The organism is Pseudomonadota bacterium (genome assembly GCA_039024915.1).
Classification (GTDB): domain Bacteria; phylum Pseudomonadota; class Alphaproteobacteria; order Rhizobiales; family MH13; genus MH13.
On sequence record JBCCPK010000009.1, the window covers coordinates 59,694 to 73,576 of the forward strand.

Here is a 13,883-nt window from a genome sequence, read left to right on the forward strand (position 1 = left end):
CGCATCGTGGTGATCCTTCGAATGGGCGCGAGGGCTGCCAGGCACCGTTACCGCTTGCCGTACCGCAGCGCACAAGCTGGTGGCAAGTGCAGCGAACGTCCCGGGCCCCAGCCGCCGTGCCCCGGCGCCTTGTGGCGCCTTAGAGACAGGCTCCGTCCATGAATGCCCTGAGCACCCTTCGATACGTCCCGATCGTGCGGATAACTCTCGCCAGCGTCGTGGTTCTTGCTCTCGTTTCGTTGTTATTCGCCGAGCGAGTACGGGCCCAGGCGGCTCAGGTCGAAAACGGGGTAACGGTAGGACCTGTGACGGGTTGGCCGTTGCCGCGCTTCGTTTCAATCCGCCCCAGTGAAGCCAACGTCCGCGTCGGGCCAGGCGGTGCTTATGATATTCGTTGGACTTTCAAGCGCTCAGGAATTCCCGTCGAGATCATCGCCGAGTTCGGCAACTGGCGCAAAATCCGTGACATGGATGGCGATGAAGGGTGGATCCGGCACGACCTGCTTACCGGACGGCGCATGGCGGTGATTGCACCGTGGAGCGAGGGTGACCCTCTCCCAGCGAGGCGCGCACCCAGCGCCAACGCGTCGACACGCTTCCTCCTTGAGCCTCGCGTCCTGGCGAGCCTGCAAAGCTGCGATGGCCAATGGTGTTCGGTGTCCGCTGCGAATGAGACGAATGATTGGCGCGGCTATGTTCGCCAAAGCGCGATCTGGGGTGCGTATCCAGACGAGTCATTTGCGGCCGATTGAGGCCCGACAGAAAACGTAAACATCCTGGATTGTCGTGTTGCTAGCTGATCAGCAGCTTGCGGTATCAGCCCGCTTTCGGGCGAACGCGCATGAGAACGTCGACGCTGACAAGTTCCATACCGTCGGGAATTGGTGGCAAACGGTCAACCGATACCGCATCGGAGGGAACATCAATAACGCGGTCTTCGTGCTCAAGGAACATGTGGTGATGATCCCCGACATTGGTATCGAAGTACGTGCGCGCCGAATCCACGGAAATCTCGCGAAGTAAGCCCGCTTCGGTGAACTGGTGCAACGTGTTGTAAACCGTGGCGAGGGACACCCCTGCACCAGCTGTCTTCGCAACGTCGTGGAGCCATTCAGCCGATACGTGGCGATCTTGTCCATCAAACAGGATCGACGCCAAAGCCAAACGCTGGCGCGTCGGACGCAAGCCAGCTTTCCTAAGGCGCGCGATCATAGCCGGCGCTGGTTCTCGACCGAACAATGTGTCCTCGGCCGACGACGAATCGTGCAAAGAATGCGAAACCTTGGTGGAGGGTGAAGCGGTTGCCATGATGTCTATGCATCTACTCAGTTGTTCGGGCGCCAGTGAGGCGGCGCGAGATCAAAAGACCAAAAACGCCTAAGTTTCTCGCCTTTGTGCCGGTTTCCCGCGGGAGCGTCAATTACTCTGGCAGCCTGCTTATCGCATAAACTGCCAATGAATTGCAAGATAGCGTCATCACCTAGGGTTTCGATGCCGCCGCCGCATCACCTGATCGCGCATGGCATTTGACCGCAACGCAACATGCATTTGGGGTTGTTTTGGCGTCCCAAGCTGTTACCACGCGCGTCGTCATTTGAGCGATCCCCGCAGCGTTGCTGCTGCTCGCTGAGGTGGCTGGACTGTGGGCCGGATTGCACGGGCTTGTGTTCTGTCTCAGCGCCACACAAATGAACCACGTCTGTCTTTGGTACGCTCACAGTGCTCTGTGATGCTCGGCCATCGTTTCAGCCTACAAAGCGCATGGAAAAAACATGACTGACCGTCCCTCATCGCTGACCTACGATGAACTTATCGAATGCGCCGAGGGTCGCATGTTTGGTCCCGGCAATGCACAATTGCCTGCGCCGCCCATGCTCATGTTTGATCGCATAACCTCGATCGCTGAAGAGGGTGGCGCCCATGGCAAGGGCCATGTGCTTGCCGAACTCGAGGTCAATCCGGAGCTTTGGTTTTTCCAATGCCACTTTATTGGTGATCCGGTCATGCCTGGTTGTCTCGGTCTTGATGCTCTGTGGCAGCTAACCGGCTTTTATCTTGGATGGCTCGGCGAAAAGGGCCGTGGGCGCGCATTGGGCGTTGGGGAGGTCAAATTTACCGGCCAGGTTCAGCCGTCCGTCAAGCGCGTTGAATATGGAGTTGATCTCAAGCGTGTGATGCGCTCCAAGCTGAAGCTTGCGATTGCGGATGGTTGGCTTAAAGCGGACGGCAAGCCTATTTTCTCAGTCTCCGGTATGCGGGTGGGTCTGTTTGAAGATGCTGTCGCCTAAGCCCATCTCAAAAGCCTAATCGGACCGCTCACCGTTCCGGCCCATTGGGGCTGTGATTATCAAACAGGAGATGGCAATGCGCCGCGTCGTCGTCACAGGGATGGGCATCGTCTCATCAATTGGAAACACGACCAACGATGTGCTGGCGAGCCTGAAGACTGCTCGTTCCGGCATTGTTTTTGCCCAGGATTATGCGGATTTGGGTTTTCGCTGCCAGGTGCACGGCGCGCCTGATATTGATGTCGCTGCCCTGGTTGATCGCCGCAATATGCGGTTTCATGGCGGCGGGACTGCATGGAACCATGTCGCTATGGATCAGGCCATTGCGGATGCGAAACTATCTGATGAAGAGGTATCCAATCCGCGCACCGGCATCATTATGGGTTCGGGTGGCCCATCGACGCGCGTGATCGTCGACGCGGCAGATACGACCCGCGACAAAGGCCCCAAGCGGGTCGGCCCGTTCGCTGTACCGAAGGCTATGTCTTCGACGGCGTCGGCGACCCTTGCGACATTTTTCAAGATCAAAGGGGTCAATTACTCGATCTCATCGGCTTGCTCTACGTCGGCGCACTGCATCGGCAGTGCGTATGAGATGATCCAATGGGGGAAGCAGGATCGCGTCTTTGCAGGTGGCTGCGAGGACCTCGATTGGACCTTGTCGGTCCTGTTCGATGCGATGGGCGCGATGTCATCAAAATACAATGATACACCTTCGAGCGCCTCGCGCGCCTATGACAAAAACCGCGATGGCTTCGTCATTGCTGGCGGCGCGGGTGTCCTGGTTCTCGAAGAATATGAGACCGCCAAAGCGCGCGGCGCACCGATCTACGGCGAGATCATTGGTTACGGTGCGACATCGGACGGATACGACATGGTTGCCCCGTCGGGCGAAGGGGCTGTGCGCTGCATGCACCAAGCGCTGGAGACGGTCGATGTGCCGGTTGATTACATCAACCCGCATGGCACATCAACGCCGGTTGGTGACGTAACCGAAGCGAAGGCAATTCGTGAGGTTTTTGGCTCTAACGTACCTATGATTTCGGCAACGAAATCATTGACTGGGCATTCGCTTGGAGCAACCGGTGTCCAGGAGGCGATCTACAGCTTGCTGATGATGAACAACGGTTTTGTCTGCGAGAGCGCGCACATCGATGAAATCGATCCCGATGTCGCCGATTTACCCATTCCGCGCGAGCGGACGAACAGGGATATCGCAGTCGCGCTTTCCAATTCGTTCGGTTTTGGCGGAACCAATGCCACGCTCGTTTTCAAGCACCCCGACGCGTAAGGACCGCTGACTATGGCCAAGTTAATGTCGGGCAAGCGCGGCCTCATCATGGGGGTGGCCAACAATCATTCCATCGCTTGGGGCATTGCGAAGATGCTCGCCGATCATGGTGCGGACCTTGCCTTCACCCACCAGGGCGCCGCGATGGCGCGCCGCGTTCAACCGTTGGCGCAGAGCGTTGGTTCCACGCTGGTCATGGATTGTGATGTGGAGGATATCACATCGGTTGATGCGGTCTTCGATGCACTTGACCACAATTGGGGAACGCTCGATTTTTTCGTCCATGCGGTTGCGTTCTCTGACAAGAATGAGCTGACCGGGCGCTTCGCGGATACAACCCGTGAGAACTTCCAGCGCACAATGACCATTTCTTGTTTCTCGTTTGTTGAGACAGGGCGGCGCGCGGCGGCACTGATGAGCAAGGGCGATACCCCCGGCGGATCCATGGTGACGCTGACCTATGACGGCTCTCAGCGCGTTATGCCCAATTACAACGTGATGGGTGTCGCCAAGGCCGCGCTTGAAGCATCCGTGCGCTACATGGCCACCGATTTTGGCCTGGATGGGATTCGCGTCAACGCGATTTCTGCCGGCCCGATGCGGACGCTTGCCGGCGCCGGTGTGGCCGATGCCCGCCTGATGTTTAATTTCCAGAAACAGCACGCGCCTCTGGGGCGCACGGTTTCGCTGGACGAGGTCGGTGGAGCCGGGCTGTACCTCCTTTCGGATTTATCGGGCGGTGTGACCGGCGAGATTCACTACGTCGATTCTGGCTACAACACGATTTCCATGCCGCGGCTCGACGCGCTTAAGGCGCAGCAGCAAGCCTGACCCTGATCTGGCATGCGGCTGCTCGTCATCGGCTATGGCTATTCCGCGCAGTCGGTGCACCGTGCGCTCACCGATAAGCTTGAGGGTCTGGTCGTAACAACGCGAACGCCCGACAAGCAGCAGGCATTAGCGAACGATGGCCTGCGCGCTGTCGTGTTCGATGCAACGCAACCGTCTGATGCTCTTTCGGCCGAGCTTGAAGACGCGACACATCTGTTGATCAGCGCAGCCCCCGACGAGGGCGGCGACCCATTTCTCAGACACCACAACCTTTCTGCGGCCAACCGCTTGCGGGGCGTTGCGTATCTTTCGACCGTTGGCGTCTACGGAAATCATGACGGTGCGTGGGTGGACGAGACGACGACGCTTCAACCGGAAAGCCGGCGATCGGTGCTCAGGTTGGAGGCGGAGGCTGCGTGGGAGAAAATATGTTCTGTAAAAGATATTCCTTTAAGCAGTCACCGTTTATCGGGAATATATGGCCCGGAGCGAAATCCGCTCGTACGCGTGCTTAACGGCCAGGCGCGCCGCATCATCAAGCCCGGCCAGGTCTTCAACCGCATTCATGTTGCAGATATCGGCCGTGTCGTGGCCGCCGCCCTGCTCGCGGAGTATAATGGACCGCTTAACGTGACCGACGACATGCCCGCCCCGCCTCAGGACGTTCTGGAACATGCTGCGAGCCTCTTGGGCACAGCTCCGCCGCCCGCTGTTGATTTTGAAACCGCCGATCTAACGCCCATGGCCCGTTCGTTTTATGGCGAGAACAAGCGAGTTTCGAACGCCTTATCCAAGCGCTTGTTTGGTTCCTATCTGTACCCCGATTACAAAGCTGGGCTGGCGTCGCTTCTCGATTAAGCTTTGCAGCATGCGGTCCCCAGAGGTGAGCGAGCTTCCCTTTGACCTGTTAGCACGAACCGGGCAGGCTGTTCTTTTTTGAAAGTGGATCGGTTATGAATGCGCCAACCATAAACACCGGGAACGGGCCGCGTGCCTTCTTCGAGTCGGGTCTTGGGGCCAAACCAACGGCTTTCTCGCACATCCCGATCATAGATTTCGCGCCCATGCGCAGCGATGAGCTGTCAGAGCGGATGGCGGTTGGAGCGCTTGTGCGTGAGGCCTGCACACAGGTTGGCTTCTTCTACGCCAGCGGCCATGGCGTGCCCAGCGACACCATCGGTCGGACATTTGATGCCGCCCACCGTTTCTTTGCGGCGCCCGAAGCGGTCAAAACGGCGATCCCTGTCGACAACAATCCCGGCAATCGAGGGTACACGCCGCTGCTTGGCGAAAACACCGACCCGACGGCCAAGGGCGATATGCATGAAGCGTTCGATTTCGCTTTGGAACTTTCGCCAGACGACCCGGACCTCGACCGGGGCTTGTTCGGTTACAACCCCAACCAGTGGCCCGATGGCAACTCTGTCCCCGGGTTTCGCGAGGCGCTTCTGGCGTATCATGCCGCCGCACTTGAGTTTGGAGCTGATATCTTTCGCGCCTTCGCGCTGGCTCTGGAATTGCCGGAGGGCTATTTTGAACCGATGATTACCAAGCCATTATCGGTCATGCGGGTCCTGCATTACCCAAGTCAGGACGGGATCATTGATGAGAAGCAGATCGGTATCGGCGCCCACTCAGATTATGAGTGCTTCACCATCCTGTGCACCGACGAGACGTCTGCACTGCAGGTTCTGAACGCTGCCGGTGAGTGGATTGAAGCGCCCCCAGTCGAGGGCGCGTTTGTTGTCAATGTTGGAGACATGATGGCGCGCTGGACAAACGATTATTTCCAGTCGACCGTACACCGCGCGATCAACCGTTCGGGGCGTCAACGTTACTCCATTCCACTGTTTTTCGGGCCGAACCCCGATGTCGAGATTGCAGTGTTGGATAGCTGCCAATCCGCAACGAACCTGCCCCGATACGAACCGATCCGCGCCGGTGACTATGTCGAAAAGCGTATCGATGAAACGTATAGCCACCGCTCCGAGCCGGATTAGGCGAGGCGGGCCAACTTGGGACGGCTCGGGCGATAAGCGACCGGCACAGGGCTAAACCCTAAAGAGGCTTACGGCCGAAGATAGAACCCGTTGACACGACCGTCGCCGGAGAAACTGATCCCGGCCTCGACAGTGCCATTGGCGAACCGGGCATCGAAAACATCGAAACCGGCTTCCGTTGCGCGACGAAACGTCAGGGATTGAAGCGTACCCAGACGCGTAAGTTCGGCCTTTGCCAGCGGCAATTGCTCTCGAACAAGTGCTTCGAGTTCATCGGTCATGCGCGCATAGTCCGGCGTGCTTGCGCGCTGCTCTTCAAGCATCCGCGTGAGCGTGCTTTCACTGCCATTGAGGGGCTGCCGACGCCTAGCGTGTGCTTTGCGCGCCAGTTCGGCTTCGATAAATTGCCGAACAGAACATCGTTGCGCTCGATGGTCATGACCATGTTGGTGCAAGGTGAGCGCGGTAACCGTTGACCTTTCCCGCCGGAACGTCACTTGCGCTGGGACTGCTTTAAGGAAGAAGGCATCCCGCGCTTCGGGGAACAGTTCAACCGCGGGCTGCCCGACCAGACGCATGGTCAACTGGCCGTCTTGCACCCCGATTTCTGCAACCTGGCTGTCGGCAAACGCAAAGTGGCCAACATACGCGTCCAACGTTTTCGGATCGACGTCGATCTCGGTCCGAGGGCGCATCTGTTCATAGCGTTTCCACGCCACTGGCGTGGCATCGAAATTATCCATGGCTCTTGACGGCCATTACAACTGTTTCCCCGCAAACACGGCCCGCGCGAACAAGGGCCAGCACGACATATAAAAGAGCGGGAACCTGTTGTCCAAGGAAACCGAAGCCCATGCGTCGCTGCCGTTCTTCCAGCGGTATCCGCCCGGGGAAAACCCAAAGAACGGACAACGCAGATGACCAGGTCGTGGCCACAATCGAGGCGCTTGAAAGCTCCTTACTCCACCGATCCTCTGCCGCCCCTACCGCGACTGCCCGCCGCGCGTGTTTTGCTTTGCCGATCAAGGGCTCGGTGCTATATGCGCCACTATGAACCACCCTGCCATTGCCCCCCAGATTGATCAACAGCCGACGAGTGACGATACGGCTGTCGAGATCAGCCATATTCGCAACTTCTCCATTGTTGCACACATCGATCATGGAAAGTCGACGCTGGCCGATCGCCTGATCCAGATGACCGGGTCGCTGACCGAGCGCGAGATGAAGGAGCAGGTGCTCGATTCGATGGATATCGAGCGCGAGCGGGGGATTACGATCAAGGCGCAGACCGTGCGCCTGATCTACAAAGCTCAAGATGGCATAACGTACACCCTCAATCTCATCGATACGCCGGGCCATGTGGACTTCGCCTACGAAGTGAACCGTTCACTTGCGGCCTGCGAAGGTTCGCTGCTCGTGGTGGATGCCGCGCAAGGCGTCGAGGCGCAAACGCTGGCGAACGTCTATCAGGCGATCGACAACGACCACGAGATCGTGCCGGTCCTCAACAAGGTCGATTTGCCCGCCGCCGAGCCTGAGCGCGTGCAGCAGCAGATCGAAGACGTTATCGGGCTCGATGCAACCGATGCTGTGATGATTTCGGCGAAGACTGGTCTTGGCGTCGATGACGTGCTTGAGGCAATCGTTCAGCGTTTGCCCGCGCCGAAGGGCAATCCGAATGCGACGCTGAAGGCGATGCTGGTCGATAGCTGGTACGACGCCTATCTGGGCGTGATCGTTCTGGTGCGCGTTATCGACGGGACCCTGAAGAAGGGTCAGAAGATCCGGATGATGGGAACCGGCGCCACTTACGACGTGGACCGTGTCGGGGTCATCACGCCGAAACTGGCGGAACTGGGCGAGCTTGGTCCCGGCGAAATCGGCTTCCTGACGGCGTCGATCAAGGAGGTGGCTGACACGCGGGTCGGCGACACCATTACCGATGAAAAGAAGCCGACTGCGCACATGCTGCCAGGCTTCAAACCGGCCCAGCCGGTTGTTTTCTGCGGCCTATTTCCAGTCGATGCGGCGGACTTCGAAGATCTGCGCGCCGCGATGGGCAAGCTTCGGCTCAACGACGCGAGTTTTTCCTTTGAGATGGAAACGTCCGCGGCGCTCGGGTTTGGCTTTCGGTGTGGCTTTCTGGGTCTGCTCCACCTGGAGATTATCCAGGAGCGGCTCGAACGGGAGTTTGGGTTGAACCTTATCGCGACCGCGCCTTCGGTCGTCTACGAAATGGTCATGCGTGGCTCCGGCGATGTGCTCGAAATGCACAACCCGGCCGATATGCCAGACGTCATGAAAATCGAGGAAATCCGTGAGCCGTGGATCACGGCCACGATCCTGACGCCTGATGAGTATCTTGGCCCAATTCTGAAGCTCTGCCAGGAGCGGCGCGGCGTTCAGAAAGAGCTCAGCTATGTCGGCGCCCGAGCGATGCTGGTTTATCAGCTGCCGCTCAACGAGGTCGTCTTCGATTTTTACGACCGGTTGAAATCGATCTCGAAAGGCTATGCCAGTTTCGACTACCAGATCACCGGCTATGAGGCCGGAGACCTTGTGAAGATGCAGATCCTGGTAAATTCCGAACCCGTCGATGCGCTCTCGACCCTCGTCCACCGCAGCCAGGCGGAGCGGCGGGGCCGCGCCATGTGCGAGAAGCTCAAGGATCTCATTCCTCAGCACATGTTCGTCATCCCGATCCAAGCGGCGATCGGCGGGAAGATCATTGCACGCGAGACCATCCGGGCGCTGCGCAAGGACGTGACCGCCAAGTGTTACGGTGGCGATGTAACCCGCAAGCGCAAGCTTCTGGAAAAGCAGAAGGAAGGCAAGAAGAAGATGCGGCAGTTCGGCAAGGTCGACATTCCGCAGGAAGCCTTCATCAAAGCTCTCAAGATGGACGGTTAACGCGTTGTTAACCTTTGGCAGAAAGGCGGTCCGCTCAACCGTCAGATGAACAAGCAAGTCCCCTGCGTCCAAAAGTAGGGGCAGCAAAGTCTGCACTTGCGTTCAGCTACGTTTCGCGTTCCCAGTCTGGTTGCTTGATTACGAGATGGAGCGTCGCGCGATCTGTCCCCGCCACCATCTGCACCATGCTTGCCGGGTCCGCTCGCACTGTACACCCAACATGTAACCAATAACGACACCAGTCGCGCCCTAGCCGGTTTGACTGTGACCAGGGCGCGGTCGCTTTCCGCGAACAATTGGCGTCTTTGCGAGCGTCCAAGCGCTAGCGGACTTTTTTGGCTATCGGGTCCGCCGCTTCGCCCACGGCCACCAGCACGCAAGCCTCCAAGATCACAGTCTCGCCGCTTTACTTCGATGCAACGCTCTGTCGGTTAGTCTGCTCAGACCATTGTTCGTCGGGTTGAACCGGCAGCCTCAAGAGCTTCGCAGACACACGCGCTGACCATGATCCAAACCTACACATCATCCCTCGCGCGCCGGTCGAGGACGCTGTTTGCCGCGATTATAGCGTGCAGCGTGATCGTGGGTATCGATGGGGCTGCCGCACAATCGAGCGCTCCACTCTATCCGCCGCTTCCCATACCGTTGAATCCTCTGTCGCAAGGCAACCCGGTTCCGGTGCTGGGGTCCCCGCACACATCGGCGCGCGCGGGCGGTCCACGGTTTCTTGCGCCGGCCCCCGTCCCCCGTCCTCGTCTTGAGACCCGGTGGAGCCCCTCTTCTCTGCTCTCACCTTTTGCGCCTGCCGCCCCGGCGGCCACGATCGTTGGAGCGGCCGCCGGCAGTTGCGCCGCCCAGCTGGCGAGCCTCGGCGTTGTGTTCCAGCGCATAGGATCGGTGCAGGGCGCTGGCCGATGCGGGATCGATGACGCCGTGCGGGTGTCCCAAATCGGCGGGGCGCGTCTTGAGCCGTCGGCGACGATCAACTGCCCGACGGCCGTGGCATTTGCTCGCTTCATGCGCGAACAGATCACACCCGCTGCCCGCCAGCATTTGCGGGCGCAACCGCAGACGGTCCACGTGGCTGCGTCTTATGTGTGCCGAACCCGTAACCACCAGCCGGGCGCACGCTTGAGCGAGCACAGCTTTGGTCGGGCGATCGACGTGCGAGCCCTGACCCTGGCCAATGGGCAGCATTGGCATGTTGCCCCGCGCAATGGCCGAGGGGCGGAAGGTCGCTTCCAGCGCCAGGTTCGGCAAGCAGCTTGCGGGCCTTTCAAGACGGTGCTTGGCCCGGGTTCAGACGGGTTCCACTCCGACCATCTGCATTTCGATTTGGCCCAGCGCAGCTCGACCTATTGCCGATAGGTTCTTGAGCACGCAGCACGCCCCACGCGACGTTGCCCATCGGGTCTCCCGCATATGCTCTCGTATTGGTCAGTTACCCCATTTGCGCTGTGCTCCGCGCGCGATAAGGGTAGCCCAGACCAAATCCAGGAGCTCGCATGTCTCACCTCGTTTCCGGCCAAACGATCTTCATCACAGGCGCTAGCCGCGGCATAGGCGCTGCAGCCGCTATCTGCTTTGCTGACCTGGGCGCAAAAGTCGTTCTTGCCGCGCGAAGCGATGGCGAGATCGAGCAGCATGCGCAGGCCATACGCGACAGCGGCGGAGACGCGCTGGCTGTCGCCTGTGATGTGGCCCAACGCGACCAGGTCAGCGCAGCGCTCGATGCCGCGCGTCGGGCTTTCGGCCCGATTGATGTGGTGATCAACAATGCCGGTATCCTCGAGCCCATTGAACGGATCGAAGACAGCGACCCTGATGCCTGGCAAAAAGTTATAGAGATCAATGTGATGGGGGTCTATAATTGTGCCCGTCTCGCGTTACCCGGTATGCGAAATGCGCAAAAAGGAACGATTATCAACATCTCTTCGGGAGCTGCGAACGGTGCCATGGAAGGCTGGAGCCATTACTGCACCTCCAAGGCGGCAGTGAAGATGTTCACTGCGACCTTGCACAAGGAGCTCGCCGAGCAGGGTATCCGGGCGCTGGGCCTGTCTCCGGGGACGGTGGCGACACAGATGCAGGTCGATATCAAGGCCTCTGGGATCAACCCTGTGAGCCAGCTTGACCCAGCGGTGCACATTCCCGCCGAATGGGTTGGTCGGGCCCTGACGTGGATGTGTACGGCCGACGCCGACGCCTACCTTGGCACGGATATCTCCCTGCGAGATGAGGATGTTCGCCGCGCCGTCGGGCTGATCGCCTGACGACTGCGAGCATTTAGAGGCCCACGCCACCAGTATGCCCGGCCCGCGTCGAGCAGTCTAATTGCTTGTGAATGCCTATACTTTGTTCATGCTTGCCGATTGATCGTTCTTGGCAGCCGATGCTGCCTGTGGCATGGCTGAGTGCGCGTTACGGGAGACATTGCTTGATCACTCGCTCGAAATGGGCGCGGGTCAAGTGAGGCCGAAGAAGCAACCTCCCCGGAATCTTTCAGGCGAAAGGACCGTAGCGCGGTAAGGCAATCTGGAGAGCGGCCGCGTCGATAATCGTCGTTGGCCCACCGAAGGAGCAAAGCCGCCCACCAACCGTGCATGAAACAGCGCGGGGCCGACCATCGGGTCGGGGCAGGGCGGCCCAACCTCTCAGGTACGCGGACAGATGGGGATCGCGCGGCGCCCGCGACTTGGGCGCCAAACGATTAAACCCGTCTGGACGCACCGCTAGAGAGGCCTTGCCATGAACGCGCCCACCAAACCTACAGATTTTGATGTTGCCGGCTCGTTCCCGCGTGTCGTCAAGAAAGCTGGAAGCCAGAAAATCGCTGTTATCGGCGCGGGCATCACCGGCGTGACGGCCGCCTATGCGCTTGCGAAGCGCGGGCTGGAGGTAACGGTGTTTGACCGCCACCGGTATCCGGCCATGGACACGAGCTTTGCAAATGGCGGGCAGCTGTCGGCGTCGAATGCGGAAGTGTGGAATCATCCATCGAACATCAAGAAGGGCATCAAATGGATGTTCACCAAGGACGCTCCCTTGTTGTTCAACCTCAAACCGTCCTGGCACAAATATTCCTGGATCGCCGAGTTCATGCTGGCGATGAAGGATTACGAGGCCAACACTGTTCGCTCTGCCGAGCTTGGGATCCTCGCGCGCGCCAATCTTGAAGCGTGGGCTGCCGATGAAGGCATAGATTTCAATCATGAAAAGCGCGGTATCATGCATGTCTACCGCACCGATAAAGCGACCAAGCACGCACGTATGGTCAATGACCTTCTGGACCGTGCCGGTTTGGATCGCCGCGAAATCACCACGACCGAAGCAACCGCGCTTGAACCGACGCTGACCGGTGACTTCAAGGGTGCCTTTTACACCCCATCAGACACCACCGGCGATATTCACAAATTCACCGTTGGTTTGGCGCAGGCTGCGGCGAGGCACGGCGTTCGCTTCGAACAGGACGTCGAGGTGAAGCAAGTGTCTGCCTCGGGTGGCGTGTCCGTTCGCTTTGTCAAGGACGGTGTCGAGGCAACCGAATCCTTTGATCAGATCGTGGTTGCTGCTGGCGTGGGTTCCTACGCCCTTGCCAAACAGCTTGGTGATCGGGTCAACGTCTACCCGGTCAAAGGCTATTCGATCACCGTGATGCTCGATGGAAAAGCGGCGCAAAAGGCCGCGCCCTGGATGAGCTTTGTCGATGACGACGCCAAGATTGTGACCAGCCGTCTTGGCAAAGATCGTTTCCGCGTGGCTGGCACCGCCGAATTCAACGGGTTTAACCGGGATATCCGGATGGATCGCATTCGTCCGCTGGTCGAGTGGTGCAACCAGCTTTTCCCGGACATGCCGACCGAGCACTGCGTTCCCTGGGCAGGTCTGCGACCCATGATGCCCGATATGATGCCGCGCCTCGCACCAGGTAAGGCGCCGGGCGTCCATTATCATTGTGGCCATGGCCATCTTGGTTGGACGATGTCATGCGGGACTGCGGAACTTGTGGCAGAGAACGTTCTGCAAGCTGCAACGCAGTAGGCGAAGCAAACGCCGCGCAACACGGTTACGCGGCGCCCGCAATTCATGAGCAGGTTTCCAATCAGTCTCGCTGGCGGTTGCACCGCCGACCGGTGACCTGTGCCAACGCGGCGCCCGCGCTCACGTTGAAGGGCAACCTGCTGGCCCACCGGACATCGTCTCGCGTGACGCCGATGTCGCGAAGGATCGCGTCATCCATTTTCAGAAGGCTTTCCACGCCCTGTCGGTTGCGCAGATGTGTGTGCCAAACCTCTATGGTCGACCAAAGGCGAGCCAGCGACGTCAAAACGGGTCGAACAATGCGCTCGCCGAAAAAACGACGGGTAATCAGAGTATTATGAGCCATCTGTCATCTCCTTCGGGTTGATGGCGGCAACGCAGCTGACCGTCAGGCAACCGCGCACGCGCCGAAGCGGCGTTCCAGGACATCGCGGCGCTCAGCCCTTGGTGTTGCCCTGCGTTTTTGCGGAGACTGCCATTGGGTGATGCGATGTCTGTGGGTGCAGCTATCCCCCGAAACGG

The 13,883-nt window shown here is 59.2% G+C and carries 13 protein-coding genes and 1 riboswitch; of the genes, 10 read left to right on the forward strand and 3 right to left on the reverse strand.

The window, feature by feature from the left end:
• Nucleotides 1-158: 158 nt before the first annotated feature.
• Nucleotides 159-752, forward strand: coding sequence for an SH3 domain-containing protein (locus AAF739_16330; protein MEM6384241.1), 594 nt, complete (start codon nt 159-161; stop codon nt 750-752).
• A gap of 64 nt (nt 753-816) precedes the next feature.
• On the opposite strand, the gene irrA is transcribed toward AAF739_16330, so the two are convergent.
• On the reverse strand, nt 817-1,212 hold the full coding sequence (irrA, locus tag AAF739_16335) for an iron response transcriptional regulator IrrA (GenBank protein ID MEM6384242.1): 396 nt from the start codon (nt 1,210-1,212) through the stop codon (nt 817-819).
• A 560-nt stretch (nt 1,213-1,772) separates the two neighbouring features.
• Between irrA and fabA the strand changes: the two genes are divergently transcribed.
• From fabA to AAF739_16360, 5 genes are all read left to right on the forward strand, one after another.
• Complete coding sequence (gene fabA, locus AAF739_16340; protein ID MEM6384243.1) at nt 1,773-2,288, forward strand: bifunctional 3-hydroxydecanoyl-ACP dehydratase/trans-2-decenoyl-ACP isomerase; 516 nt, start codon at nt 1,773-1,775, stop codon at nt 2,286-2,288.
• A 76-nt stretch (nt 2,289-2,364) separates the two neighbouring features.
• Nucleotides 2,365-3,579: a beta-ketoacyl-ACP synthase I gene (fabB, locus tag AAF739_16345; protein ID MEM6384244.1), complete on the forward strand. Its 1,215-nt coding sequence runs from the start codon at nt 2,365-2,367 to the stop codon at nt 3,577-3,579.
• A gap of 12 nt (nt 3,580-3,591) precedes the next feature.
• Nucleotides 3,592-4,410: an enoyl-ACP reductase FabI gene (fabI, locus tag AAF739_16350; protein ID MEM6384245.1), complete on the forward strand. Its 819-nt coding sequence runs from the start codon at nt 3,592-3,594 to the stop codon at nt 4,408-4,410.
• A 12-nt stretch (nt 4,411-4,422) separates the two neighbouring features.
• The gene (locus tag AAF739_16355) at nt 4,423-5,268 is read left to right on the forward strand and encodes an SDR family oxidoreductase (protein MEM6384246.1); all 846 of its coding nucleotides are present in this window, start codon (nt 4,423-4,425) and stop codon (nt 5,266-5,268) included.
• Nucleotides 5,269-5,363: 95 nt separating this feature from the next.
• Entirely contained in the window at nt 5,364-6,410 is a 1,047-nt protein-coding gene (locus AAF739_16360) for a 2-oxoglutarate and iron-dependent oxygenase domain-containing protein (protein MEM6384247.1), read from the forward strand.
• 68 nt (nt 6,411-6,478) lie between these two features.
• Here the strand turns inward: AAF739_16360 and AAF739_16365 are convergent, their stop codons facing one another.
• Nucleotides 6,479-7,153, reverse strand: coding sequence for a DUF3471 domain-containing protein (locus AAF739_16365; protein ID MEM6384248.1), 675 nt, complete (start codon nt 7,151-7,153; stop codon nt 6,479-6,481).
• 307 nt (nt 7,154-7,460) lie between these two features.
• Between AAF739_16365 and lepA the strand changes: the two genes are divergently transcribed.
• From lepA to AAF739_16385, 4 genes are all read left to right on the forward strand, one after another.
• Complete coding sequence (gene lepA / locus AAF739_16370) at nt 7,461-9,320, forward strand: translation elongation factor 4 (GenBank protein ID MEM6384249.1); 1,860 nt, start codon at nt 7,461-7,463, stop codon at nt 9,318-9,320.
• 504 nt (nt 9,321-9,824) lie between these two features.
• Nucleotides 9,825-10,688 (forward strand): extensin family protein, encoded by an 864-nt coding sequence (locus tag AAF739_16375; protein ID MEM6384250.1) that lies wholly within the window; start codon nt 9,825-9,827, stop codon nt 10,686-10,688.
• Between the two features lie 137 nt (nt 10,689-10,825).
• Nucleotides 10,826-11,593 carry an SDR family oxidoreductase gene (locus AAF739_16380; GenBank protein ID MEM6384251.1) on the forward strand — a complete coding sequence of 256 codons (768 nt, stop codon included), beginning with the start codon at nt 10,826-10,828 and terminating at the stop codon, nt 11,591-11,593.
• Between the two features lie 141 nt (nt 11,594-11,734).
• A riboswitch (glycine riboswitch) is annotated at nt 11,735-11,848 on the forward strand.
• A 220-nt stretch (nt 11,849-12,068) separates the two neighbouring features.
• Entirely contained in the window at nt 12,069-13,361 is a 1,293-nt protein-coding gene (locus tag AAF739_16385) for a D-amino acid dehydrogenase (GenBank protein MEM6384252.1), read from the forward strand.
• Nucleotides 13,362-13,422: 61 nt separating this feature from the next.
• On the opposite strand, the gene AAF739_16390 is transcribed toward AAF739_16385, so the two are convergent.
• Entirely contained in the window at nt 13,423-13,707 is a 285-nt protein-coding gene (locus AAF739_16390) for a DUF1127 domain-containing protein (protein MEM6384253.1), read from the reverse strand.
• Nucleotides 13,708-13,883 lie beyond the last annotated feature (176 nt).

What these genes read in the sequence shown, in the direction of transcription:
- AAF739_16330 (MEM6384241.1), top strand. Translation starts at nt 159, where the DNA reads ATGAATGCCCTGAGCACCCTTCGATACGTCCCGATCGTGCGGATAACT.
- irrA (MEM6384242.1), bottom strand. Translation starts at nt 1,212, where the DNA reads ATGATCGCGCGCCTTAGGAAAGCTGGCTTGCGTCCGACGCGCCAGCGT.
- fabA (MEM6384243.1), top strand. Translation starts at nt 1,773, where the DNA reads ATGACTGACCGTCCCTCATCGCTGACCTACGATGAACTTATCGAATGC.
- fabB (MEM6384244.1), top strand. Translation starts at nt 2,365, where the DNA reads ATGCGCCGCGTCGTCGTCACAGGGATGGGCATCGTCTCATCAATTGGA.
- fabI (MEM6384245.1), top strand. Translation starts at nt 3,592, where the DNA reads ATGGCCAAGTTAATGTCGGGCAAGCGCGGCCTCATCATGGGGGTGGCC.
- AAF739_16355 (MEM6384246.1), top strand. Translation starts at nt 4,423, where the DNA reads ATGCGGCTGCTCGTCATCGGCTATGGCTATTCCGCGCAGTCGGTGCAC.
- AAF739_16360 (MEM6384247.1), top strand. Translation starts at nt 5,364, where the DNA reads ATGAATGCGCCAACCATAAACACCGGGAACGGGCCGCGTGCCTTCTTC.
- AAF739_16365 (MEM6384248.1), bottom strand. Translation starts at nt 7,153, where the DNA reads ATGGATAATTTCGATGCCACGCCAGTGGCGTGGAAACGCTATGAACAG.
- lepA (MEM6384249.1), top strand. Translation starts at nt 7,461, where the DNA reads ATGAACCACCCTGCCATTGCCCCCCAGATTGATCAACAGCCGACGAGT.
- AAF739_16375 (MEM6384250.1), top strand. Translation starts at nt 9,825, where the DNA reads ATGATCCAAACCTACACATCATCCCTCGCGCGCCGGTCGAGGACGCTG.
- AAF739_16380 (MEM6384251.1), top strand. Translation starts at nt 10,826, where the DNA reads ATGTCTCACCTCGTTTCCGGCCAAACGATCTTCATCACAGGCGCTAGC.
- AAF739_16385 (MEM6384252.1), top strand. Translation starts at nt 12,069, where the DNA reads ATGAACGCGCCCACCAAACCTACAGATTTTGATGTTGCCGGCTCGTTC.
- AAF739_16390 (MEM6384253.1), bottom strand. Translation starts at nt 13,707, where the DNA reads ATGGCTCATAATACTCTGATTACCCGTCGTTTTTTCGGCGAGCGCATT.